The organism is Anaerococcus obesiensis, from assembly GCF_016599815.1.
Lineage (GTDB): Bacteria > Bacillota > Clostridia > Tissierellales > Peptoniphilaceae > Anaerococcus > Anaerococcus vaginalis.
The window spans coordinates 672,584-697,132 of the sequence record NZ_CP067016.1; the positions used below are offsets into that span (position 1 = coordinate 672,584).

At 29.3% G+C, this 24,549-nt stretch carries 26 protein-coding genes; 17 read left to right on the forward strand and 9 right to left on the reverse strand.

The window, feature by feature from the left end:
• Positions 1-39: 39 nt before the first annotated feature.
• The 8 genes from I6H46_RS03285 (at position 40) to rbsB (ending at position 8,643) form a co-directional block, all read left to right on the forward strand.
• Positions 40-1,356, forward strand: coding sequence for a glutamate-cysteine ligase family protein (locus I6H46_RS03285; protein WP_019119005.1), 1,317 nt, complete (start codon positions 40-42; stop codon positions 1,354-1,356).
• Positions 1,343-2,716: a DNA repair protein RadA gene (gene radA / locus I6H46_RS03290; RefSeq protein WP_200226149.1), complete on the forward strand. Its 1,374-nt coding sequence runs from the start codon at positions 1,343-1,345 to the stop codon at positions 2,714-2,716. Before I6H46_RS03285 ends, radA begins: the two co-directional genes overlap by 14 nt.
• A gap of 275 nt (positions 2,717-2,991) precedes the next feature.
• On the forward strand, positions 2,992-3,981 hold the full coding sequence (locus I6H46_RS03295) for a LacI family DNA-binding transcriptional regulator (RefSeq protein ID WP_200226152.1): 990 nt from the start codon (positions 2,992-2,994) through the stop codon (positions 3,979-3,981).
• Positions 3,981-4,874: a ribokinase gene (locus I6H46_RS03300; protein WP_019119002.1), complete on the forward strand. Its 894-nt coding sequence runs from the start codon at positions 3,981-3,983 to the stop codon at positions 4,872-4,874. Before I6H46_RS03295 ends, I6H46_RS03300 begins: the two co-directional genes overlap by 1 nt.
• Entirely contained in the window at positions 4,871-5,263 is a 393-nt protein-coding gene (gene rbsD / locus I6H46_RS03305) for a D-ribose pyranase (protein ID WP_004839714.1), read from the forward strand. Before I6H46_RS03300 ends, rbsD begins: the two co-directional genes overlap by 4 nt.
• Before the next feature lie 9 nt (positions 5,264-5,272).
• Positions 5,273-6,754, forward strand: coding sequence for a sugar ABC transporter ATP-binding protein (locus I6H46_RS03310; protein WP_019119001.1), 1,482 nt, complete (start codon positions 5,273-5,275; stop codon positions 6,752-6,754).
• Positions 6,751-7,695: an ABC transporter permease gene (locus I6H46_RS03315; RefSeq protein WP_004839717.1), complete on the forward strand. Its 945-nt coding sequence runs from the start codon at positions 6,751-6,753 to the stop codon at positions 7,693-7,695. The genes I6H46_RS03310 and I6H46_RS03315 overlap by 4 nt, the downstream gene beginning before the upstream one ends.
• A 9-nt stretch (positions 7,696-7,704) precedes the next feature.
• Positions 7,705-8,643 (forward strand): ribose ABC transporter substrate-binding protein RbsB, encoded by a 939-nt coding sequence (rbsB, locus tag I6H46_RS03320; RefSeq protein WP_004839719.1) that lies wholly within the window; start codon positions 7,705-7,707, stop codon positions 8,641-8,643.
• A 172-nt stretch (positions 8,644-8,815) separates the two neighbouring features.
• Here the strand turns inward: rbsB and I6H46_RS03325 are convergent, their stop codons facing one another.
• The 6 genes from I6H46_RS03325 to gnd are packed head-to-tail and all read right to left on the reverse strand — an operon-like array spanning position 8,816 to position 13,432.
• Positions 8,816-9,259, reverse strand: coding sequence for a PTS sugar transporter subunit IIA (locus I6H46_RS03325; protein ID WP_019119000.1), 444 nt, complete (start codon positions 9,257-9,259; stop codon positions 8,816-8,818).
• Positions 9,260-9,297: 38 nt separating this feature from the next.
• Entirely contained in the window at positions 9,298-9,801 is a 504-nt protein-coding gene (locus tag I6H46_RS03330) for a PTS system mannose/fructose/N-acetylgalactosamine-transporter subunit IIB (protein ID WP_019118999.1), read from the reverse strand.
• A gap of 1 nt (position 9,802) precedes the next feature.
• A complete protein-coding gene (locus I6H46_RS03335; protein WP_019118998.1) occupies positions 9,803-10,657 on the reverse strand; it encodes a PTS system mannose/fructose/sorbose family transporter subunit IID in 855 nt (284 codons plus the stop codon).
• 14 nt (positions 10,658-10,671) lie between these two features.
• Positions 10,672-11,505: a PTS mannose/fructose/sorbose/N-acetylgalactosamine transporter subunit IIC gene (locus tag I6H46_RS03340; RefSeq protein WP_019118997.1), complete on the reverse strand. Its 834-nt coding sequence runs from the start codon at positions 11,503-11,505 to the stop codon at positions 10,672-10,674.
• A gap of 30 nt (positions 11,506-11,535) precedes the next feature.
• Positions 11,536-12,525: a D-isomer specific 2-hydroxyacid dehydrogenase family protein gene (locus tag I6H46_RS03345; protein ID WP_019118996.1), complete on the reverse strand. Its 990-nt coding sequence runs from the start codon at positions 12,523-12,525 to the stop codon at positions 11,536-11,538.
• A 1-nt stretch (position 12,526) separates the two neighbouring features.
• Positions 12,527-13,432: a phosphogluconate dehydrogenase (NAD(+)-dependent, decarboxylating) gene (gene gnd, locus I6H46_RS03350; protein WP_019118995.1), complete on the reverse strand. Its 906-nt coding sequence runs from the start codon at positions 13,430-13,432 to the stop codon at positions 12,527-12,529.
• Between the two features lie 220 nt (positions 13,433-13,652).
• On the opposite strand from gnd, the gene I6H46_RS03355 reads away from it, so the two are divergent.
• The gene (locus I6H46_RS03355) at positions 13,653-14,510 is read left to right on the forward strand and encodes a MurR/RpiR family transcriptional regulator (RefSeq protein ID WP_019118994.1); all 858 of its coding nucleotides are present in this window, start codon (positions 13,653-13,655) and stop codon (positions 14,508-14,510) included.
• 256 nt (positions 14,511-14,766) lie between these two features.
• On the opposite strand, the gene I6H46_RS03360 is transcribed toward I6H46_RS03355, so the two are convergent.
• Positions 14,767-15,555, reverse strand: a complete 789-nt coding sequence (locus I6H46_RS03360; RefSeq protein WP_234287407.1) for an SDR family NAD(P)-dependent oxidoreductase — start codon at positions 15,553-15,555, stop codon at positions 14,767-14,769.
• The gene (locus I6H46_RS03365) at positions 15,510-16,952 is read right to left on the reverse strand and encodes a nicotinate phosphoribosyltransferase (RefSeq protein ID WP_019118992.1); all 1,443 of its coding nucleotides are present in this window, start codon (positions 16,950-16,952) and stop codon (positions 15,510-15,512) included. Before I6H46_RS03365 ends, I6H46_RS03360 begins: the two co-directional genes overlap by 46 nt.
• Positions 16,953-17,064: 112 nt before the next feature.
• On the opposite strand from I6H46_RS03365, the gene I6H46_RS03370 reads away from it, so the two are divergent.
• The 3 genes from I6H46_RS03370 to sdaAA are packed head-to-tail and all read left to right on the forward strand — an operon-like array spanning position 17,065 to position 19,253.
• Positions 17,065-17,712 (forward strand): HAD family hydrolase, encoded by a 648-nt coding sequence (locus I6H46_RS03370; protein WP_019118991.1) that lies wholly within the window; start codon positions 17,065-17,067, stop codon positions 17,710-17,712.
• Positions 17,712-18,368, forward strand: a complete 657-nt coding sequence (sdaAB, locus tag I6H46_RS03375) for an L-serine ammonia-lyase, iron-sulfur-dependent subunit beta (RefSeq protein WP_019118990.1) — start codon at positions 17,712-17,714, stop codon at positions 18,366-18,368. The genes I6H46_RS03370 and sdaAB overlap by 1 nt, the downstream gene beginning before the upstream one ends.
• A gap of 3 nt (positions 18,369-18,371) precedes the next feature.
• On the forward strand, positions 18,372-19,253 hold the full coding sequence (sdaAA, locus tag I6H46_RS03380) for an L-serine ammonia-lyase, iron-sulfur-dependent, subunit alpha (protein ID WP_019118989.1): 882 nt from the start codon (positions 18,372-18,374) through the stop codon (positions 19,251-19,253).
• Positions 19,254-19,316: 63 nt separating this feature from the next.
• Here the strand turns inward: sdaAA and I6H46_RS03385 are convergent, their stop codons facing one another.
• Entirely contained in the window at positions 19,317-19,691 is a 375-nt protein-coding gene (locus I6H46_RS03385) for an SdpI family protein (protein ID WP_195217761.1), read from the reverse strand.
• Positions 19,692-19,837: 146 nt separating this feature from the next.
• On the opposite strand from I6H46_RS03385, the gene I6H46_RS03390 reads away from it, so the two are divergent.
• The 5 genes from I6H46_RS03390 (at position 19,838) to I6H46_RS03410 (ending at position 24,185) form a co-directional block, all read left to right on the forward strand.
• Positions 19,838-20,995, forward strand: a complete 1,158-nt coding sequence (locus I6H46_RS03390; protein WP_019118987.1) for a glycosyltransferase — start codon at positions 19,838-19,840, stop codon at positions 20,993-20,995.
• Positions 20,976-21,983 (forward strand): glycosyltransferase family 4 protein, encoded by a 1,008-nt coding sequence (locus tag I6H46_RS03395; RefSeq protein ID WP_019118986.1) that lies wholly within the window; start codon positions 20,976-20,978, stop codon positions 21,981-21,983. The genes I6H46_RS03390 and I6H46_RS03395 overlap by 20 nt, the downstream gene beginning before the upstream one ends.
• Positions 21,980-22,672 carry a hypothetical protein gene (locus I6H46_RS03400; protein ID WP_200226153.1) on the forward strand — a complete coding sequence of 231 codons (693 nt, stop codon included), beginning with the start codon at positions 21,980-21,982 and terminating at the stop codon, positions 22,670-22,672. The genes I6H46_RS03395 and I6H46_RS03400 overlap by 4 nt, the downstream gene beginning before the upstream one ends.
• Positions 22,673-22,927: 255 nt before the next feature.
• Positions 22,928-23,284: a DUF2089 domain-containing protein gene (locus I6H46_RS03405; protein ID WP_004839748.1), complete on the forward strand. Its 357-nt coding sequence runs from the start codon at positions 22,928-22,930 to the stop codon at positions 23,282-23,284.
• Positions 23,277-24,185 (forward strand): SHOCT-like domain-containing protein, encoded by a 909-nt coding sequence (locus I6H46_RS03410; protein ID WP_200226155.1) that lies wholly within the window; start codon positions 23,277-23,279, stop codon positions 24,183-24,185. The genes I6H46_RS03405 and I6H46_RS03410 overlap by 8 nt, the downstream gene beginning before the upstream one ends.
• The last annotated feature ends 364 nt before the right edge of the window (positions 24,186-24,549 follow it).

A 24,549-nucleotide genomic window follows, 5' to 3' on the forward strand; every position in this document is an offset into this window, starting at 1 on the left:
TATTAAGAATAGAAAAATGTCTAGAAAGTGGAGGATGTCGTGAATTATCAAGAAAAAAAAGATAAAATTGTTGAATATATAAAATCTGGCGAAAGCCAAAAGGAAAATTTTAAAATTGGTCTAGAAATGGAGCATTTTGTTATAGATAAAGATGAGCTTTTTTCTTATGATTATTTTGGAGAAAAGGGCGTGGGCAGTACTTTGAAAGATTTAAAGGGTATGGGTTTTTCTGTGACAAACGAGGAAGATGGATATATTCTTGGACTTAGAAAAGAAGATATTGCTGTAAATCTTGAACCTGCTGGTCAATTTGAACTTGCAATTGATGCTAAAAAAAATATAAATGATTTGGATAAGTCTTATAAAAAAATTATGGGAGAAATTGTTCCGATTTTTGATGAAAAAAATCAATATCTTGAAACCTTGGGCTATCATCCAAAATCAAAAATAATGGATTTGAATATTATTCCAAAAGATAGGTATAAATATATGCAAAAATATTTTACTGAATTTGGTGGAAAATATGCTTTAAATATGATGAGAGGAACTGCAAGTGTTCAATCTGCCATAGATTTTTCAGATGAAAAAGATTTTAAAAAGAAATTTTTTGTAGCAAATGCTCTTGCACCTTTTATGTACACTCTTTATGACAATGCCTATATTTTCCAAGGAAAGCCTTATGAAAATAAAAATCTTCGCCAAGAAATTTGGGAATATTGTGACAAAAATAGGACGGGCGTTTATGATTTTGCCTTTGATGATGATATGTCTTATGAAAAATATGCAGAAAAAATTTTAAACACTGATATAATTTTTGTTCATGAAGATGGACAAGATGTTTATAAGGGGAATACAAAATTTGAAAAAATAATGGACAAAGATTTTTCTGATGAGATTATTTTTCACGCTCTTTCTATAGTTTTTCCTGATGTTAGGGTTAAAAAATATATAGAAATTAGGATGCCTGATGCAGTTTCTTATCCATACAATCTTTCTTTTCCAGCCTTAATCAAGGGTTTATTTTATAATGAAGAAAATCTAAATAAATTGAGAGAAGATTTTAAAAATATGACTTATGATTCTTGTCAAAAATTAAAAATGGATGCAAAAGAGCACGGCTTTGATGCAAAATATGAGGGGAAAACTATTTGTGAATGGATAAGATATTTTATTTCTTTAGCAAAAGCTGGACTTAGCTGTCAGGAGAAAACTTATCTTTCTTGTATTGAAAAATTAATTGATGAAAAGGAAACTTTGAGAGATAAATTTGAAAAAATTTATAAGGAAGATCCAAAAAAAGCTTGCGAGCAATTTTCTGTAAATTATGTCCTAGGTGAGATTAATGGCAAAGCTTAAAAGAGCTTTTGAATGTAAAAATTGTGGTCACGTTCAAAATGTTTGGGCAGGTCAATGCCCAGAATGTGGCAAATGGGGAACTTTAATTGAAAAAACTATAAAAAACGAAAGGACATCATCAAAAGAAAATTCCCTTGATTTTGAAAATGAGGCAAGGCTATTAAAAGAAGTAAAACTTGATGAGTTTGAAAGAATAAAATCTTCTTTTGACGAATTTGATAGGGCGATTGGCGGAGGACTTGTAAGAGATTCTGTTTCAATTTTGACAGCAAGACCTGGAGCTGGAAAATCTACTTTGCTTTTAGAGTTGTCTTCGTCTTATGCGAAAGATGGTTTTAAGGTAATGTATGTTTCTGGAGAAGAAAGTGAATCTCAAATAAAAGCAAGAGCTGATAGAATTATTGGAGAAATTTCAAAAAATATTTGGATTTTATCAACAAATTCAATGGATCTTGCAGAAATTGAAATAAAGAAAAAAGATGCCGATATTGTAATTTTAGATTCAATTCAAACATTTTTTCTAAACGAATTTGATAACAAACAAGGTTCTCCTACCCAAACTATTGAATGCGCAAATAAATGCGTTGACCTTGCAAAAAATCCTGAGAAAAAAAGAGCCTTTATTATGGTAGGCCACATGAATAAATCAGGAGAAATGGCAGGGCTTAGAACCTTGGAGCATTTGGTAGATACGGTTTTAGTTTTAGATGGAGAAAGCGAAGATGACCTTAGGCTTTTGACGAGTACAAAAAATAGGTTTGGACCAACGGGCGAAGTCGGATTATTTTCCATGCAAGAAGAAGGTCTAATCGAAATTACAAATCCGTCGGAATATTTTATTACAGAAAGAGATTCGGGAATTGAAGGATCAGCAATTTCTGTTATGAAAGAAGGCAGTAGGCTTTTGGAAATTGAAATAGAATCCTTGGTTTCAAAATCATTTATGCCCTATCCCCAAAGAATCGGCGATAGTTTGAGAAAAGATGACTTAAATACTTTGATTTCAATTTTACAAGAAAGAGCAGGAATTAATCTATTTGACGAAAATGTAATAATAAAAGCAACAGGCGGACTAAAAATTAGAGAGCAATCAGTAAATCTTGCCATAATGATTTCAATTGCCTCATCATATTTAAAAAAACCAGTCGATAACAAAACAGTTTTTATAGCAGAAGTAGGACTTACAGGAGAGCTTAAAAAAGTTCCGCAAATAAAATCCAGACTAAAAGAGATAGAAAGACTAGGCTACAAAAAAGCCTATATAGGAAAATGTTCAATAGATAAAAAAGAATATCAAAATTTAGAAATAAAAGAGATGAAAAATATAAAAGAAGTAATTTCAGATGTTTTTTCCAAATAAAAATTAAAATTATTTACACAAATCGCGTTGATAAAGAAAAAACTTTATCAGTGCGATTTTTTATTTTTAAATTCGTGCAAAAGTATAATTTTGTTTTAATTAAAGCATAAAAATATTTTAAAAAGCAAAAGAAAAAATTTATAATTTGTGAGATATTTATAGAATAATTTGCTAAATATTTTCATATTTTTTTTAATAGGTAGAAAAAAATCTATTGACAAAGCCTTAATAAAAGAATATATTATAGTTAATTAAAACGTTTTAACGAGGTCGATATGGCGAATATAAAAGATGTAGCAAAACTTGCTGGAGTATCTATTACAACAGTTTCTATGGTTTTGAATAATACTAACAACAAAATATCGGATGCAACTAGAAAAAAAGTAATTGAAGCGGCAAATACTCTTAGTTATAATCCAAATAATTTTGCCAAAGCTCTTGCTAGTAAAAAAAGCAATGTGATTATGGCTCTTATTCCAGATATTTCCAATCCTATTTTTTCTTTGTTAGTTAAAAATCTTACTTATTATGCAGAAAAATATTCTTATTTTTTGTACATTCACAATACTAATAATAAAAATATTAAAAAGCAAGAATTTATTAATATGATTACTAGCAATGTTATTGGAGCATCTTTGCTAGTTGATAGAAATATGAAAGATTTAGACGACGAGCTAGTAAGAAAAAATAATATTATTTTTTTGGATGAGGTTGATTTTGATGATAGAAAAACTCACATAGTTACTGGCAATAATGAAAAAGGTGGATTTTTGGGCATGCAATATTTAATTGATAGAGGATTTAAAAATATTGGGCTTTTAATAGGTCCAAGGTCTACTGCAAATTCTTCAAGAAGATTATCTGGTGCCATAAAAGCTGCTATGAATAATGATATTTATATTGATTCTTCAAATATAATTCATGGGGATTATTCTTATAAAGGTGGTTACAAGGCTGGAAAAATTTTTTTAGAAAAAAAAGTTGATGCTATTTTTTCTTTTGCTGATATGTCTTCATACGGACTTTTGAAATATTTTGATGAAAACAAAATAAAAGTTCCAAGAGATATTTCTTTGATAAGTTATGATAATTTATTTTTAAATAATTTAATTAGTCCAAAATTAACATCAATTGACCAAAATTTGGAAATGATAGCAAAATCTTCTATTGAAATGGCGGATGATTTGATAAATGGAAGAAAAAATAATAAAAAAGTTATGGTAGAGCCTTTTGTGGCTTGTGGAGAAAGTGTAGGTAAAAAATAATGAAAATACTAAATTTTGGTTCTTTAAATATTGATATATTTTTTAGAGTAGAAAATATTGTAAAGCCAGGAGAAACTATAAGTGCAAAAAGCATTGAAAAAAGACCAGGTGGAAAGGGACTTAATCAATCTGTTGCTCTTAGCAAAAGTTTTGAAAATGTATATCACGCAGGAAGCGTAGGAGATGATGGTGTTTTTCTTATTGATTATTTAAAAAGTGAGAATATAAATACAAAGTATATAAAAAAATCTGACAAATTAACTGGAAATGCGATTATCCAAGTAGATGATAGGGGAGAAAATTCCATAGTTCTCTACAAGGGAGCAAATTTTGATAATGACAAAAAATTTATAGATGAAGTTTTGGATAATTTTGATAAAGATGACATTTTGCTTTTGCAAAATGAAATAAGCTCTATGAAATATTTGATAGATAAGGCCTATGAAAAGGGAATGAAAATAGTCTTAAATCCTTCTCCAATAACAGATGAGATAAAAGAATTTGATTTTAATAAAATAGATTTGCTTTTGGTAAATGAAATAGAGGCAAAGAATATAGCAAATAAAAATAGTGTGGATGAGAGCATTGATTATTTTACATCAACTTATAAAAATATAAATTTGATTGTAACTGTTGGAAGTAAAGGATCAATTTTTGTAAATAAAGATGAAAAAATTAAACAAGAAGGAATAAAAGTTGAATCTGTTGACAGCACAGGAGCTGGAGATACTTTTACAGGATTTTTCGTATCATATTTTTATCAAGGAAAAAGTGTAAGAGATTCTTTGAAGTTTGCAAGCCTAGCGTCAGCTCTTTCTGTAACAAAAAGCGGGGCTAGCATATCTATTCCAAGCCTTTGTGATGTAAAAGAATTTGAAAGGAAGAATGTATGAAAGAAAAAGGAATATTAAATAGCGAAATTTCAAAAAGACTTTCTGATTTGGGACACACAGACCTAATAGCTGTTGGAGATTGTGGTCTTCCAATTGATTCTGACAAAAAGATTGACTTAGCACTTAAACTTGGCGAACCTAAGTTTATAGATGTTTTAGAAATTCTGCTTAGTGATTTTGGTTGCGAATATTATTATTTGGCAAAAGAAATCAAAGAAAAAAATCCAAGTCAAGAAGAAAATATTAAAAAACTTTTGCCAGATATTGAATGCGAATATATATCTCATGAAGAATTTAAGAAAAAATTAAAAGACGTTAAATTTGTTATAAGGACTGGAGAAAATACACCTTATTCAAATATAATTTTAAGGTCAAAGAATATCTTTTAGGAGGATTTTATGAAAATTGAAATGAAAGATATTTACAAGTCTTTTGGTAAAAATGATGTTTTAAAAGGAGTGGATTTTACCTTAAATGATGGAGAAATTCATGCTTTGGTAGGAGAAAATGGAGCAGGAAAATCTACTTTGATGAATATTTTGTCGGGAGTTTTATCTAAAGATAAGGGAGAAATTTTAATTGATGGCAAAGAAGTTGACATAAGTGATACAAATGTAGCCAAAAAATATGGAATAAGTTTTATCCACCAAGAATTATCTGATTGGCCAGAGCTTACAGTTATGGATAATATCTTTATGAATAATGAAATAAAAAATGGAATTTTTCTTGATAAGGCAAAAATGAGAAAAAAATGTATAGAACTTCTTGAAAGATTTGATTTAGATATAAATCCAAAAACAAAAGTTTCTGAACTTTCAGTTGGGCAAAGACAGATGATGGAAATAGCAAAGGCTAACTTAAATAAAGTAAATGTTCTAATTCTTGATGAGCCAACATCTGCACTTACAAATAATGAAATTGACAAATTATTTAAGCTAATAAAAAGACTAAGAGATAAAAATGTTTCTATGATATATATTTCTCATAGAATGGAAGAAATTTTTTCATTAACTAATAAGATTACAGTAATGAGAGATGGAAAATCCGTATCAGTAATGGATACTAATAAGACTGATGAAAGAGAAGTTGTTTCTTATATGGTAGGTCGTGATATTGGAGATTTTTATCCTGAAATGGATGCTGAAATTTCTGATGTAAAGATAGAGCTTAAAAATTTTAATAGAGAAGGATTTTTTAAAGATATAAATATAAAAGCAAAAAAAGGAGAAGTCCTTGGTATTTCTGGGCTTATGGGAGCAGGAAGAACAGAGATTATGAGATCAGTATTTGGACTTGATCCTAAAGATAGTGGAGAAGTATTTATAGATGGTAAAAAAATAGAAATAAAAAATCCAGCAGATGCAATAAAAAATAAAATTGGATTTGTAACAGAAAATAGGCAAGAAGAAGGATTGATTCTTGATGAATCAATTAGAGAAAATATTTCTCTGTTAAATTTTGACAAATTTTCAAAAAATTCTTTTATAGATAAAGCAAAAGAAAAAAATCTTTCAGATAATTTGGTAGATAGTTTTAAAGTTAAGACCCAATCATCAGAAAGCAAAATTAGCGATTTATCTGGAGGTAATCAACAAAAAGTAGTTTTTGCAAAATGGTATGCGATTGGTCCAGAAATATTAATCCTTGATGAGCCAACCAAGGGCGTTGATGTAGGGGCAAAAAGAGAAATTTATGATTTAATAAAAGACCTTACTAATAAGGGAGTTTCAATTATACTTATATCAAGCGATTTGCCAGAGCTTATAAGTTTATCAAATAGAATTTATGTAATTCATGAAGGAAAAATACAAGGAGAACTTTTAAAGAAAGATGCTAGCCAAGAAAAAATAATGACCCTTGCAACAGGAGGAAGGTTATGAGTAATATAAAAAATCGATTTAAAGAAAATCAAAATTTAGGGACAATAGTTGCCTTACTTATTTTGATATGTTTTGTGAGCGTACTTAATCCAGCATTTTTGCAAGTTAGCAACTTGTTAAATTTGATGCGCCAATTAATCATAAATGGTTTTGTGGCATTAGGAATGACTTTTGTAATTTTAACTGGAGGAATTGATCTTTCAGTTGGTTCAACTCTTGCCTTAAGCTCAGCAATTTTTGCAGGGCTTTTGCAAAATGGAACAAATACAATTCTTGCTATACTTGTAGCTATTTTATTAGCTATTATTTTGGGGCTAATAAATGGTTTGTTAATTACAAAAGGGAAACTTGCACCATTTATAGTAACACTTGCAACTATGACAATATTTAGAGGACTTACTTTAGTTTTTATGGACGGTAGACCAATAGCAGGACCTAGAGATGACTTTGCTTTCCAATTTTTAGGAAAAGGACAAGTTTTAGGAATTCCTTTCCAAGTTATTTTATTTATAATTGTTTATATAATACTTTGGATGATTTTAAATAAAACTTCTTATGGTAGAAAAATATTTGCCGTTGGAGGAAATGAAAAAGCAAGTTTTATTTCAGGAATTAATATAGCAAAATCAAAAACATTTGTATATGTAATAAGTGCATTGATGGCAGTTATATCTGGTCTTGTACTTACATCAAGATTAAATTCTGCTCAACCAACAGCAGGTTCAGCCTATGAAATGGATGCTATAGCAGCAGTAGTTTTGGGTGGAACAAGTATGACAGGTGGAAGTGGATCATTAACAGGAACATTAATAGGAATTTTAATTTTAGGAGTCCTTAATAACGGACTAAATTTATTGGGAGTTTCAAGTTTCTATCAACAAATAGTAAAAGGAATTGTAATATTAATAGCAGTTCTAATAGACAGAAAGAGAAATAAATAGGAGAAAAATATGAAAAAATTTAGAAGAATATTGGCAGTTTTAGCTATAGCTATGTTTACATTCACAGCTTGTAGCGTTGAAGGACAAGATAAAAATGATAATGCATCTAGTAATGCAAAAGAAGAAACAAAAGCCAAAGATGGCGAATATAAAATTGGAGTTTCTTTATCAACTTTAAACAATCCATTTTTTGTATCAATAAGAGAAGGCGTTGAAGAGGCAGCAAAAGATGCAAACGCAAAAACAATTATAACAGATGCACAAAATGATTCTTCAACACAAAACAACCAAGTAGAAGATCTTATAACACAAAAAGTTGATTTGATTATAATTAATCCAGTAGATTCAACAGCAATTTCAACATCAGTAAAAAAAGCTAACGAAGCAAATATACCTGTAATATGCGTTGATAGAAATTCTGATGAGGGAGAAATTGTAAGTTTAATTGCAAGTAATAACGTAGAAGGTGGTAAACTTGCAGGCGAATTTATTCTTGAAAAAATTGGAGAAAACGCAGAAGTTATTCAACTAGAAGGAATTCCTGGAGCAAGCTCAACTCGTGAAAGAGGAGAAGGATTTAAAAAAGCTACAGATGGAAAAATAAATCTATTAGCAAGCCAAACTGCAAACTTTGATAGAGCAGAAGGAATGACAGTAATGGAAAATTTACTTCAAGCTCAACCAGATGTAAAAGCAGTATTTTGTCAAAACGATGAAATGGCATTGGGAGCAATAGAAGCAATAAAAGCTAGCGGAAAAGATATTGTTGTAGTTGGATTTGATGGAAACGAAGACGCAATAAATGCTGTAAAAGAAGGCTCAATGTCAGCAACAGTTGCTCAAAAACCAAAGGAAATGGGAAAAATCGCTCTAGAAACAGCAATTAAATATCTAAAAGGTGAAAAAGTAGAAGAAAAAGTAGATTCACCACTAGAATTAATCAAATAAATTAAATTCCCAATAATAAGCCTAAAATTAATTATTAACTATCAGAAAATATTAAATTAAAATACCAAGGTTAAACATATTAGCCTTGGTATTTTTAAATCTAATTTTAAAATAAAAAAAATCGTGCTAGGGATATTTTCTAGCACGATTTGTAAGGGAAAAAAATTTTTATCTAAAAATCATCATCTTCATCTGGGTTTTCTATTTGTATTTTTTCATATTTCCATTCTAAGACTTCTTGTTTTGTGATTTCTAGGATATTTTTTACAACTTGGTCTATGTTTTCTTCTAAGACTTGGCCATTTATTGCTTGAATTAGCATTTGGAAATTTAAATTTCCTATTAATGATATTTTTTCATTATTTTCTAATTTTGATATGGCAATTTGGCTTTGGGTGTAAGGGGATGCTGAAATTAAATCTGTAAAGACAATTACTCCATCGCCTTTGTCTAAATTTATTATTTTTTCTTTTATTTTTTCGTTGAAATTATTTATGTCATCTTCTGGATATAAACCTAGATAATCTATGTTTTCTGCTTGACCAAAAATAATTTCTGCTGAACTTTTAAATCCTTGTGCAAGCTTTCCGTGACTTACAATTAGTATTCCTATCATTTTTTATCCTTTCTTAATTCAAGGGGAGCTTAAATGATTTATAAATCAAAATTTTTTAAAACTTCGTCTAAACTTGATTTTGGTGCTGATGGGGTTGCTTGAAAATAAATATTGTCTATTTTATAATCTTCTCTTAACTCTTTTAATTTTTTTGCATCTTCTTTGTTAAGATAAACTGATTTTGTAACTAACAAATCATTTTCGTCTTTTTTTGCTATTCCTCCAACGTTTAATTCGCAAACTTCAACGCCGTGTTTGATTAATTTATAAAATACATCTATGCTTTTTGCAACTAGGATACAATTATAATCTTTAAATTTGTATTTGTCCCAATAGTAGAATGCTCTTTGTTCGTTTAAAACTATTGTTTTCTTTCCTGTTCTATTTCCAGCACTTTTGTATAAATCTTTCATAAAAGTTTCGTTGTAAACGACATCATCTACTACAAAAATTGAATTTACTCCGTCTTTTTGCGATAGGGTAATCATTACTTGTCCGTGAATTAATCTTTCGTCAACTCTACCTAATACTACTTTTCCCATTTTATAATATTCCTATTCCTGCTAATACTGCTAAAATTATTGTTAAGCCTAATAAAGCTTGAGTAACTTTTAAACCTTTTTTCAAATAAAAAACATATACGCCAAGAACTGTTACTAATGGCAAAGCTCCTGGTAATACTTTATCTAAAAGCTCTTGGAAAACAAATTCTTTTCCTGAGATTGTAAATTTTAATGCTGAGCTTACTTTTACATAATTTGCTGCCAAAATTCCCATCATAAAAAGTCCCAAGGCTGATAAAATATTTATTGCGTTTTGAACTCCTGTGCTTTTTAATAAACTTGATGCGTTTTTACCTAAAACAAATCCTTGTTTTGCAAAAAATCTTCCGATAAAAACTTGGTATAAGGAAAATCCTACGAATGGAAACAAAGCTCCCATTGGGGATCCTGCTTGTGCCCAAGAAATTGCTATTGCTATAAAAATATATTGGATTGTTCCTGAATCAATTGCATCGCCAATTCCTGCAAGAGCTCCCATTAGTCCTGCTTTTGTATTATACATCAAATCATCGGTCATAGTTATTTCTTCGTTGTTGTATTCTTGAAGGGCTCTTTCTTGTTCCATTGATGACATAAGACCTGTGATTATTCCACCGCCCCAAGTAAGTTGTGTATTGAAGAATAACAATTGTCTTTTGTAAGCTTTTTTCAAATCTTCTTTATTTTTATATAATTTTTTCAAAACTGGCATCATTGCATATAAGAGGGAAGGTGCCAAATATCTTTCAAAAGTGTGAGGAATTTCGTTTGCGAAATGCCATCTTAAATATGCTTTTCTAACATCTTTTAGCTCTAATTCTTCTGGAGCCATTTCGTCTTTTTTTATATCTTGCATTTTAAAACCTCCTACTAAAAGTCATCTTCTTCTTCAAATGTCATTTCACGTTCGCCTGAAGTTTCTGTTTTTACTTCTTTATCTTCTTTGGCTTGATTTTTATTTCCTACTGCCAAAATTGAAATTATTGTTCCCAAAATTGCATAAACTAACATATTTACATTCATATCTTTTAAAATTACGCTTAAAAAATATGCTAATAGGAAAAATAACAAATAATCTTTTCTACCTATTACATAAATTGTTGTTGCGATACCGATTGCGGCAAGTCCTCCGCCGACTACATCTAGTATGTGTAAAAATACTGTTCCTTCAAGTTTTGCTACAACATCAGCGATTACTGGTGCGCCAAAATATAAAGCTACAAAGATTAATGGAACAAATAAAACAAAAGATGCTATAGTTGGATATGTTATTATTGATCTTTTGATTGCTTTTTCATCCATTTTTTCAATTGCGACGTCAGTTTTTTTGCCTATAAAGGTATTTAGGAAAAATCTAAATTGGTAAAGATATGATCCTAAAAATCCAACTGGAACGGCAATGGCAATTGATGCTTCTGGTGTTAAATTTCCTAATAGAGCAACTGGAACTGCTATTGCGGCTGCAACTGCAGGTTCTGATGGCATTGAGCCACCTGGAGAAAATACTCCCATATATATTAATTGCAAACTTGCAGTTACTATCATTGCATCAGCAACTCTTCCCATAACAATTCCTACAACAAGGCCTGTCATTAATGGCGAAAATCTTAATGTTAAAGATGCGCCACCCAATAGCCAACGTGACATAACGCCTGCAACCCACAAAGCTATTAATAAACTTTTTGCTACAGATAAGGTCTCCATTTTTTTCCTCCTAAATTTTTTTAAAAATTTTTATTCCACAAAGGGACTTTCTTTTTGTACACATCTTTTTGGAAGTTTTTTATTGTGTACATTATAAACATCATTTACACAACTTTCTCCCATTGCATACAAACATTCTTTTGTGTAGGCTGATGTGTGAGGTGTAATTATTACATTATCAAATTGCAAGTAGGGATGATTACTTCTTGCAGGCTCAACTTCCATAACGTCTGTTGCAAGAGCTTTTACTTTTTTATTTTTTAAAGCTTCAATCATATCTTTTTCATCAATTAGAGCGCCTCTTGCGGTATTTGATATATAAACTCCATTTTTCATTTTTGATATTGTATTTTTATTTATCATGTGATAATTTTCTTTGGTTAAATTTGCGCATAAACAAATAACATTAGACATTTTTAAAAGTGTTTCAAAATCAACTTTTTCTACGCCGAATTGTTCTAGCTCTAATTTGTCTTTGTAAGGATCATAGCCTAATACTCTACATTGAAAACCTTCTCTAAGTGTTCTTGCAACTTGGCTTCCGGTATTTCCAACGCCGATTACGCCAACAATTTTGTGGTAGAGAGAATTTCCTACAAAATTTGCTCTCATTTCCCACTTATCATCTCTTACTTTTTTGGAAGAATTTATAGTCATTCTCATCAAAGCCAATAGATTTGTAATATTATTTTCTGCAACTGAATCTCTTTCTACTAAAGAAGGAACAATAGAAACAATTACTCCTTTTTCTTTTGCACAAGTTAAATCTACATTGTTGTAGCCAATTCCATGCCTTGAGATAAGTCTTAAATCATCTACATTTTCAAAAAATTCTTTATCAAAAAATGGTGTAACGCTCGCTATTATATATTGGTAGCCTTTTAGCATTTGACCTAGAGATTTTCCATCTATATTTTGGTCGACTTCAAAGCGATCTACTTGTCCAATTTTTTCTAGTTTTTTTATATGGTCTGGGAAAATTTTTCCAAAACTACTAGAATTTACAATAGCAATTTTCATTTTATTTATCCTTTTTTACAAGATCGTGTCCGCCAAAACCGTTTCTTAGTTGAGCAACAACTTTATTAGAAAAATTATCATCAACATCTATTTTACTTGTATTTCTTACAAACAAAGAATTAGAAATAACTGGAACAGGAACGTCAAGTCTTAGTGCTTCTTCAACTGTCCATTTACATTCTCCATTTGCATTTATAACGCCAGAATGAGAATCAAGTTTTGGATCTTTGGCAAAGCCTTCTTGGGCAAGTTCAATTAGCCAAGACCTAATTACAGATCCGTGATTCCAAACTTTTGAAACATCTTCGTAATCATAATCAAATTCGCTAGCTTCCAAAACGGCAAATCCTTCGCCGATAGCTTGCATCATTCCATATTCAATTCCATTGTGAATCATTTTTAAATAATGACCAGAACCAGCACGTCCTGTATATAAAAGTCCATCTTCACAAGAAATTGCTTCAAAAAAATCTTTTACTTGATCGTAATATTTTTTTTCTCCTCCAACCATAAGACAAGCACCGTTTCTAGCACCACTCATTCCGCCAGAAGTTCCACAATCTAGAAAACCAATATTTTTTTCTTTTAAAATTTCGTAATGCTCTAAAGTTTTTTTGTAATTAGTATTTCCAGTATCAATTATAATGTCGTCTTTATTAAGTTTTTCTTTTAAAAGAAAAATCATGTCATCAGTGATTTTTCCTGCAGGCAAACTCAATAAAATAAATTTTACATCATCTAATTTTCCTATAAGTTCATCAATAGAATTTGCGATTTTAAAATCTTTGCTTGCTTTTTTTCTAACATTTTCATCTACATCATAGCCGATTACTTCAAAATTATTGTCGATGGCATTTAAGGCTATGTTGTAACCCATTTTTCCAAGTCCCAAAAAACCTATTTTCATATAAACTCCTTTCTTTTTGATAACCTTTTCAAATAATTTTTTAAAAAAATATTTTTCAAAAAATTGTAAGACTATCTGTAGTTCATTATTTAAATAAATTATACGAAAAAAATTTTTACTTGTCAAACAATAAAAAAACAAAAAAATTTTGCAAATAAAAATTTCTATTCATTTTTACAAATTTATGTATAATATAAGTAAGAATAGATTGGAGGATATTTTGAACCGATATTTAGAAAGAATTATTTTGTCTAAAAAAAGTACCTTTACAAAAACGGAAAATTTTTATGCAGAATATTTTTTAAAATTAGATGATGAAATATTAAATAAAACTATATCAAATGTTGCTGAAGAAACAGAAAGCTCCACAGCATCAATTTTTAAATTTATAAAAAAACTTGGCTTTAAAGGCTATAAAGATTTTCAATTAAACTTAGCTACAAATATAAATAAAAATTCTGACGATTCGCTACTTACAGCTATAACAAGTGTAAATGAAAATGACAGCCCTGATGAAATAGCTAACAAAATTATGGCGTTTAATATTCAATCAATGTATACGCTAAAAGAAGATATTAAAAATATTCCTTTTGAATCTTGTTTAAATTTGATAAAAAAATCCAAAAAAATTCACTTTTTTGGCATGGGAGGATCAGCAACCATAGCTTACGATTCATATCATAAATTTTTGAGAACAAAATATATGGTAAATTATATTTCGGATTCTCACATGCAACTAAGTGCTTGCACAAAGATGGACGAAAACGACTGTATTTTTGTATTTTCACATTCAGGAAGAACGCTAGAGGTAATAGAAGTTTCAAAAGTTGCCAAAAAAAATAAGGCAAAAATTATTGCCCTTACAGGAAATCCAAAATCTGAAATGGTAAAAATCTCAGATGAGGCTATGATTTTGCCATCAATAGAATCCGAACACGGAACAGAATCCTTAAACGCAAGAATTCTTTACCTAACAGTTATGGACATACTTTTAATATCTTTGATGTATGATAACGTCGAAGAAAATAAAAAATACATGAAAAAAAGATTAGATGCATTAAAAGTTACAAAAAAATAGAAGGCATACTTGCCTTCTCAAAGCGTCTACAAACCCTCAAGCACGAATATCGGACTTCAAAAATTGTTGATTTCTAAATTCCAAAATTCTAAAAACGCAAACTCGCTAACGCTCAAACAGTGCGTTTTTTTGACGAATTTTAAAATTTGAAATCAAATCAATTTTTTCCGTATGATATTCTTAGCATGAGGTTTTGTATACTTTATCAACAGTCTGAGAATGCACACTTGCCTTCTTTTTAATTTGAAATAAAAAATTAATACATAGAAAGTTTTTTCTCAATCCACATTATAAAAGAATGGGGGAAAATTTTTGAAATTATTAATAAAAGTTTTGCTGCTGGGTGAGTTGTTATTAAATCTTTTTTGCCAATTTTTTTTATGGCTTTTTTTACCATTTTTTCTAGATTTTCATTTCCTAAATTTTTTATTCCACCCGAATTATTGTTTGATTTTTCTAAAAATTCTGTTTCAACTCTGTTTGGGCATAAAACTGAAATTTTTATATCTTTAAACTCTCTCCTTACAGCTCTTGAAAATGACAGAACATAAGACTTACTTGCAGCGTAAAGGGCAAATTTTGCCTGCGGAATAAAGGCTGCTGATGAAGATATGTTTAAAATTATTCCGTCTTTTTGGAAAAAATCTAAGGAAATTTTTGTCATTGCTGTGAGAGCTTTTATATTTAAATCCAAAGTTTTAATGTCATTTTCTAATTTTGTGTTTTTAAAATAATCATTTTCTCCCATGCCGGCTGAATTTATCAAAAGTCCAATTTTTTTATTTGAACTTTCTAATTCTTTTTTTAAAGTTTCAAAAGATTTTTCTTCACACAAATCAAGGGCAAAAATCCTTGCCCTTGTTTGTAATTTTTCTGATAAGTCTTTAAGTTTTTCGGCTCTTCTTCCGATTAACCAAATTTCTTCATAATTTTTTTTGTCAATTTGCCTTGCAAATTCATAGCCTATGCCTGAACTTGCGCCAGTAATTATGGCTATCATTATTTGCTCATAGCCTTCATTATTAGATTTTGTTTTAAATTCCACAAATCGTGAGAAAGGTCGACGTAATAATTGTGAGGTTGGTCAAATCTTTTTACCTCATCCCACAAGGATTTTACTTCAGACTTGCAATATTCGTTTATTTCTTCAATTTTTGGAGATTCATAAACTTTTTTTCCGTTTTCAAAAATTGGAATTTGCATTTTTCGAATTTCATAATTTTCCATTCTTTTCATCTTCCATGTAAAGTGTGGATCAAAAATTACAAGTGGTTTAGTTTCATCAACTTTTTCTTCTTTTAAGGTTATATAATCAGCTTCTGCCTTGCCTGTTTTTTTGTCGTATAATCTGTAAACTTCTTTTAAACCAGGTGTTGTAATTTTTTCTACATTTTCTGATACTTTTATTTTTGCGAGTTTACCTTTTTCATCTTCAACTTGAACAAGTTTATAAACTCCACCAAAAACTGGATCAGATTTTGCTGTTATTAATCTTTCGCCGATTCCAAATGAATCAATTTCTGCTCCTTGTTGGAGTAGAGATTCTATTTTGTATTCGTCAAGTGAATTACTTGCGACAATTTTTGCATCCTTGTAGCCATTTTCATCCAAAATTTTTCTGCATTCTTTTGAAAGATAGGCAAGATCGCCAGAATCAATTCTTACACCGCCAGTAAGTCCCAAAGGCTCTAAAACTTCTTTGAAAATTTTCATAGCATTTGGCAAACCTTGTTTTAAAACATCGTAGGTGTCAATTAATAAAATACAGTTATCTGGATATAATTTTGCATAAGCCAAAAATGCTTCGTATTCTGAATCAAATGATTGAACCCAAGAGTGAGCCATAGTTCCGCCAGCAGGATAAGCATACATTTGACTTGAAAGGGTATTTGATGTGATTGGAGCTCCAGCTATAAAAGCAGACCTTGCTCCTTTTACAGAAGCGTCAGGACCTTGAGCACGTCTTGCCCCAAATTCCATCACAGTTCTTCCCTTTGCAGCTCTTACAATTCTATTTGTTTTTGTAGCAACAAGGGAGCCGTAATTTAATGATAAAAGCAAATAAGTTTCTAAAATTTGTGCTTCAATTATTGGAGCTCTTACAGTCACAATCGGTTCAGATGGAAACATTGCTGATCCTTCTGGAAATGCCCAAATATCTCCTGTGAATTTAAAATTTTTCAAATAAGATAAAAACTCTTCTGAAAATCTTGTATTTTTTCTAAAATATTCAATATCTTCTTCATCAAAATGAATATTTTCTACGTAATCAATAATATCATCTAAGCCAGAAAAAATTGAAAATCCTCCGCCGTCAGGATTTTTTCTGTAAAATGCATCAAAAACTGCAATCGTATCTTTCATTCCACTTTCAAAATATCCATAAGCCATAGTAAATTCATAAAAATCACTGAGCATAGATAAATTTCTTCTTGTTTGCATATTTTCCTTCCTTATTATTTTTTCGTTTCACATATTGTTTTTATTATACCACTAATGAGTGGTATAGTAATAATAGTTTGGCACAAATTGGCAAACAAAAGGAGATACATAAATGTATATTTTTGATATAGATGGAACACTTTTAAATACGATTGATTCTATTTCATATAATATAAACCAAACTTTAAAAAATTTTTCTTTAAGTCAAGTACCGAAAGAAAAAATTGAGGAGTTTGTAGGAAATGGCCCGAAGGTTTTGATTGAAAAAACTCTTGATTATATTGGCTTTGAAAAATCTCAAAAAAGAGAAGAGATTTTAGATTCTTATAACAAAAGATATGATGAAAATCCAACTTATCTTACAAAACCTTATGATGGAATCGTAGAAGAGCTTGAAAAAATAAAAGAAATGGGCGAAATTTTGGTTGCTTTTTCTAACAAGCCAGATTACACTTGCAAAAAAGTTATAGGAGAAATTTTTGGAGAAGGCTATTTTGATTTTATTTTAGGATATAGAGAAGATATAAAAAGAAAACCGTCGCCTGAGGGTATGTATATAATAAAAGAAAGATTTGGAGTTGACTATTCGGATATTTTTTATTTTGGAGATAGTGAAGTCGACATGAAATGTGGAAAAAATGCTGGAGTATTTACTGTAGGATGTGCTTGGGGCTTTAGAGAAAGAAAAATTTTGGAAAATTTAAAGCCAAATCTTATAATAGATAGTCCAAAAGAAATTTCAAAAATAAGGAGAGTATAATGGCAAATTTATCAGTATTTGATATTATTGGACCTGTAATGATTGGCCCATCATCATCCCATACTGCGGGAGCAAACAGAATTGCAAAAATCGCAAGAGATTTGGGCGGAGAAGGATTTACAAAAGTTGATTTTTATTTACACGGATCATTTGAAAAAACTTACCAAGGTCACGGAACAGATAGGGCTTTGGTTGGAGGAGTTTTAGGTTTTGGACCAGAAGATGAAAGATTAAGAGATTCATTTAAAATAGCAGATGACGCAGGAATTACTTATAATTTTATTCCTCAAGATATGGGAGAAGTTCATCCAAACACAGTAAAAATTGTTCTTTACTACCCAGACGGCCATGAATTTAAATTGAGAGGCTCATCAATTGGTGGCGGAAATATTATGATAAATCAAATAATGGATAATGAAGTAGAATATAATGGAAAAAATCCTACAATTATTTGCACCTATCCTGAACAAAAAGGAATGATAGCTTTTATTTCAAATGTTTTGTTTGACCACAATTATAATATAAAAAATATGAAAACTATAAACAAGGGCAACACAATTATGCTAATTGTAGAATTAGATCAAGATTTGGAAGAAGAAGTTTACAAAGAAATTGAAGCTGGCAAGAATTTTGAATTTATAAAATATTTGGGGTAATTTATGAAAACAACAATGGAATATATTAAAAATAGAATAAAAGAAGAAAACAAGGAAGTTTGGGAGATTGCGCTTGAAGATGAAATGGAGCTAACAGGAAAATCAAGAGAAGAAGTTTTTGAATTATTACAAAAATCTCTTGATGTTATGAAAGAATCTTCACAAAAAGCACTCGATAAAAAATTAATGTCAATGACAAAGATGACTGGTGGAAATGCAAAATCAATGAACAATTATTTTCTATCAGAAGATACAATAATGGGAGATTTGCCAACAAAGGCAATGGCTATGGCTTTTTCAACATCAGAAGTAAACGCATCAATGGGAAAAATCGTAGCAAGTCCAACAGCAGGATCTGCAGGAATTGTTCCAGCAAGTTTAATGGCAATGCGCGAAAAATATGGATATTCTGATGAAGAATTGATAAAAGCAATTCTCGTTGCAACAGAATTTGGACAAATTATTGCTGACAATGCAACTTTTGCTGGAGCTGAGGGTGGATGCCAAGCGGAATGCGGTTCTGCAGCAGCCATGTGTGCAGCAGCAATTTGTTATTTGAGAGGTTGTGACATTGATGTTATGGAAGATGCGGCATCAATTGCACTTTTATCAATAATGGGCCTTGTGTGCGATCCAATTGGAGGAATGGTAGAATTTCCTTGCAATATCAGAAACGCATCAGGAGTTATAAATGCACTTTCTGCAGCAGATATGGCAATTGCTGGAGTAAAAGTTTTGGTAACATTTGATGAAACAGTAGACGCCTTAAAAGAAGTAGGCGATGCCCTTCCAGCAAGCCTAAGAGAAACAGGCGAAGGTGGAGTTGCAGCTTGCCCATCAGCTATAAGATTAAAAAGAAAATATATAGACAAAGAAGAAGACTAAAATTTTTAAATAAAAATCTCAAAGAAAAAAATAAAGCTATTTTACAAAAAAAGTAAAATAGCTTTATTTTTTATCATCTTCATCATCTTTTTCATCTTTTAAATTAAATTTTTTTCTCATGTGGTGTCTTAAAATTAAAAGTAAAAGGATAAAATATAGGATTGTAAAAAGAATTAGAAGGATTACGCATATATTTCTTTTTATTTTGAAATACAAAATTATTGGATAAATTATGCCAAATAAAATTATGCCGATTATTATTGAAAGATTTCCTGCAAAATTATTTCCGTATTCCCAACATTCTTTATTGTAACAAACTTCCCAAATGTGAAAACCTACTCTCATTTTTGGATAGTCTGTGTGAAATTTTTTGAAAAATATTCCTACATAAATTGAAAAGAATAATAAAAGCACATCGCCAACTATTAAATTTCCCAAATTATCACCCTTTCTTTGAATTAATACTAGATAAAATATACCCCAATTGATATAAATTGAAAAATATTTACTTTTTGCATACAATATTAATAGACTTTGTAAGTTTATAATGGAAGAAATGTTAAGTTAGTTAAAGAGGTGATTCGATGAAAATTTTAATTACATCCGATTGGTACGATCCCGTCGTCAATGGTGTAGTAAGATCAATTTTAAATTTAAAATCCTATCTAGAAGATAGGGGATTTGACGTAAAAGTTTTAACCCTCTCAAATTCAACTGAAAGTTATAAAAAAGGAAATGTTTATTATATAGGAAGTCTTGGTGCAGGGAAAATTTATCCAGAGGCAAGGATTTCTGCAACTTTAAGAAATAAATTTATTAAGGAAATAAAAGATTGGAAGCCGGATATTGTCCATTCACAATGTGAATTTTCTACTTTTATGATGGCGACAAAAATTGCCAAAAAAACATCTTGTCCCTTAGTTCACACCTATCATACAATTTATGAAGACTATACTCATTATTTTTCTCCATCAAAAAAGGTGGGCAAAAAAATGATTTCGGTTTTTTCAAAAGCAATTGCCGATAGGGTTGAAATGATTATTGTTCCAAGCGAAAAAACTAGAGAAATTTTAAAATCTTATGATATTGAAGATGAGAAAATAAAAATAATTCCTACTGGCATAGAAATGCCAGAAAAATTGGAAGATAAAAATAAAATTAGAGATTATTACGGATTTGATGCAAGCGATAAAATAATTCTTTATTTGGGTAGGCTTGCCGAAGAAAAAAATATTGAGGAACTAATTGATTATTACGAAAGGCTTGATATAGAAAAATTAAAATTTATTCTTGTTGGGGGCGGACCTTATTTAAAAGATTTGAAATCTTATGCAAAAAATATTGATAAAAAAATTTATTTTGCTGGTATGGTTAAGCCTTTGGAAGTAAATAATTATTATAGAATGGCAGATGCTTTTGTTTCTGCAAGTAAGTCCGAAACTCAAGGACTTACTTATTATGAGGCGATGAGCAACGGCACTCCTGCGATTTGTAGAAAAGATTACTGCCTTGATAAGGTAATAATTGATGATTTTAATGGCTACCAATATGAAAATTTTTCTGATTTTAAAAAATATTTGGAAATGATTTTTCTTGATAAAGAAAAAAAGGATAAACTTTCTAGAAACGCAAGAAAATATGCTTTGGAAAATTTTTCTATAGATTCTTTTGGCGAAAATTGCGAAAAATTATATAAAGAAGCAATCAAAAAAGGTAGGACACATGAAAATTCTTATTTATAATGAAGATTATCAAACTGTAAAAGAATCTGGCGTTGGAAAAGCAATAGACCACCAAAAAAAGGCTTTGGATTTGGTTGGAGTTTCATATACCTTAAATCCAGATGACGATTATGATATTTGCCACATAAATACAGTTTTTCCAAAGTCTGCTTTTTTTGCAAATAAGGTGAGAAAATCTGGAAAAAAAGTTGTCTATCATGGGCATTCCACTAAGGAAGATTTTAAAAATTCTTTTATCCTATCAAATGAACTTGCACCATTTTTCAAAAAACGGCTTATACATTGTTATAAAAAAGGAGATTTGATTTTAACTCCAACACAATATTCCAAAAATATTTTGGATTCATATAAGATTGGAAAAGAAATTAAAGTCGTATCAAACGGAGTCGACCTAGATTTTTGGAAGAAAAAAGAAAATGACAGGGAAAATTTTTACCAAAGATATAAGCTTGATAAAAATAAAAAATCAATTATTTCAGTTGGATTATTTATAGAAAGAAAAGGAATTTTGGATTTCGTAGACCTTGCAAAAAAACTTCCCCAATATGAATTTGTGTGGTTTGGAGAATTGAAATTGAGCTTAGTGCCAGAAAAAATCAAAAAAGCTGTCAAAACAGATTTAAAAAATTTACATTTTCCAGGCTATGTTAGCCAAGAATTATTGCGAGAAGCATATTCAGGCTCAGATCTTTATATATTTCCAACATTTGAAGAAACCGAAGGAATAGTTCTACTAGAGGCCCTTGCAACAAAAGCCGACACAATAATTAGAAATATAGAAATTTATAAAAATCTCAAAGATGGAAAAGAAATTTATAAGGCAAAAGACAGAGAAGAATTTTACAAAAAAATAAAATTGATTTTGGAAGGAAAATATCCTTCACTAAAAGAAGAAGGCTACAAGCTCGCCCAAGAAAAATCCATAGAAAATATAGGCTTGAAACTAAAAAAATATTACCAAGACCTATTAGAAAGAGAAGAAAAATGAGAAGTGTAATAAAATTTATAAGCTATGTCCTTTTGATTATTTTACTGCCAAGTTTTGTTATGCTATTTGTGACAAGCCTTGATGTAAGTAATTTTATGTTAATTTTTTTAGGACAAATTTTAGTTTTTTTAATATTATTAAGTTTTTATTTTCTAATTAGAAAAAATACAAAAAAATACGAAGATAAAACGAAAAAAGAAATCGAAAACGAAAAAAATATAAAAAAATTAAAAAAATTAAGAAATGAAAAAATTTCATACAAATCAAAAGCAAATATAACAAAACAAATAATAGACATCTCCTATTCAAAAGAAGAATGCGAAAACCTTAAAAAATTCACATCAACCTACGACGATATGATTTTTTATTATTCAGCCCTTATAAAAAATGAGAGAGATGATAGAAAAAATTACAAACAAAAAAGAGATAATTTTATAAAAAGATACAAAAATAGACATTTTATTTTCCCAGATTACAAAGAAAATTTAAAAACTTCAATAAAATGGATAGGAGTATTTTTGATTTTTTCCCTAATTTCATATTTAAATCCATTCAAATTCATAAAAAATCAAGAAATTTATGGGATAGTAGTATTATTAAATTTCACTTTCAATCTAGCACTTGTAGTAAATACAATTATTTGGATCCTAAGAAGCTTGAAAAGTTACTGGGCAAAAAATTTACTTTAAAGCATGATAAATTATAAATAAGAGAAATGGTAACTTGTTTATTAGTTATAGTTTTATATTTTTTTTAATAGTTTGAGACAAAAGTTTTATCTTTTGTCTTTTTTTTGAAAAATTTGAAAATTAATTTTTGAAACGATTTAATTAAAACAAAATATTAAATTAATTAATATATGCTATTAAAATATTAAAAAAATTAAAAACCAACTTTACAAAAATTAAAATGGTGGTATACTTATTTTATAAAGGAGGCGGGTTTTGATTAATAAATGTCCTAATTGTGGTGGTGACTTGGTTATCACTTCTTATAAATGTAATTCATGTTTTACTGAAGTTAGTGGAGAATTTGAAATGGGTAAATTTCAAAGACTTGATATTGAGGATTTGGAATTTATTGAGCTTTTTTTGCAAAAGCGTGGCAGTATAAAAGATGTTGGAGAGAGTTTGGGAATTTCTTACCCGACTGTTAGAAATAGAATTGACAAGATTGTAAAAAAACTTGGTGGAAAAATAAATAAACAAGAATCTAGAATAGATATTTTGAATATGGTCAACAGCGGAGAGATTACTCCTGACCAAGCAAGTGAACTTTTAAAGGAGCTTAAAGATGAATGAAGAAAAGAAAATGATTTTAGATATGTTAAAAGAAGGAAAGATTACAGTTGAACAAGCTAGCGATCTTTTGGAGGCAGTTGGCAAAGACAAGTCTAAAAATAATGAGGAAAGTTTTGTTGATAAATTATCAACTTCTTTTGAAAAAATTATGAAAAAGACAAGTGAAACTATTTCAAATTTTGATTTTGATATTGATCTTGATAGTGTAAATATTCCTAATATTTACCATATAAATTCTCAAAAAACTGAAAATCAAACAAAAATTGATGATGATGTTAATGCTATTGAAATTGATCTTATAAATGGTTCTTTGGATATTGAAAGAGCTCAAGAAAATCATATTATGGTTGATGAGAAAGTTTATTTCAAAAACAAAGAAGACCAAGTAAATGATTATTTAAATATTGAAGTTGTTGAGGATAAATTAATTGTAAGTGTAAATGAAAATTATAAGTCTTTGGATGCAAGTGCGAATGTAAAATTATATTTGGGCAAAAATATTTATGATAGTCTTGATATAAATATTGTAAATGGATCAGTTTATCTTTCAAATATTTCTGGAGAAAATGCAAATGTAGATCTTGTAAATGGTTCTATAAGAATTGATGGCTTAAATATGGAAAATGTAGATCTTTCATCAAAAGCTGGTTCAATTAAAATTTTTAAAATTGTCGATGCAAAAGAAGTTAATATAGGAACACAATTTGGATCAGTTGTAATTGATACAAATGAATTTAATAAAAATATAAAAGCTTTGATTAAATCATCATCTTATTCAATTGCGGATAAATTTAAAAATAAATTGCAAACAAAAGATGGCTACCAAGTTTCAACTAATCCAGAGGAATCAGATTTGGATTTGGATATAAAATCAGCTTTTGGTAGAGTAAGCATTAGATAAAATTGAAAACAAAACAAAAAGGTCTTAGGAGAAATCCTAGGGCCTTTTTTGTTTGGAGATTTTGAAAAATAGGTTTTAAAATCACTTATTTAGTTTAGTATATTTGTTTAAAAAATTTAGCCTTTTTAGGCTAAAAATTTTTGAGGCAATTACCAACAAATATTTGTAAAAGAAAAAATGAAATTATTGGAAAAGAGCGTAAATTTTGAGGGATTATTTTCAAATTTTCTTTCAATTTAGATATTAAATTATATTTATTAGGAAATGTAAAAATTTTTGTAAAATTTGAGTAAATATTTTGAAAATTTTTAAAAAACAAAATAAAATTTTAAAAAATAATTAGCAAAAGCTTTTAAATTAGGCG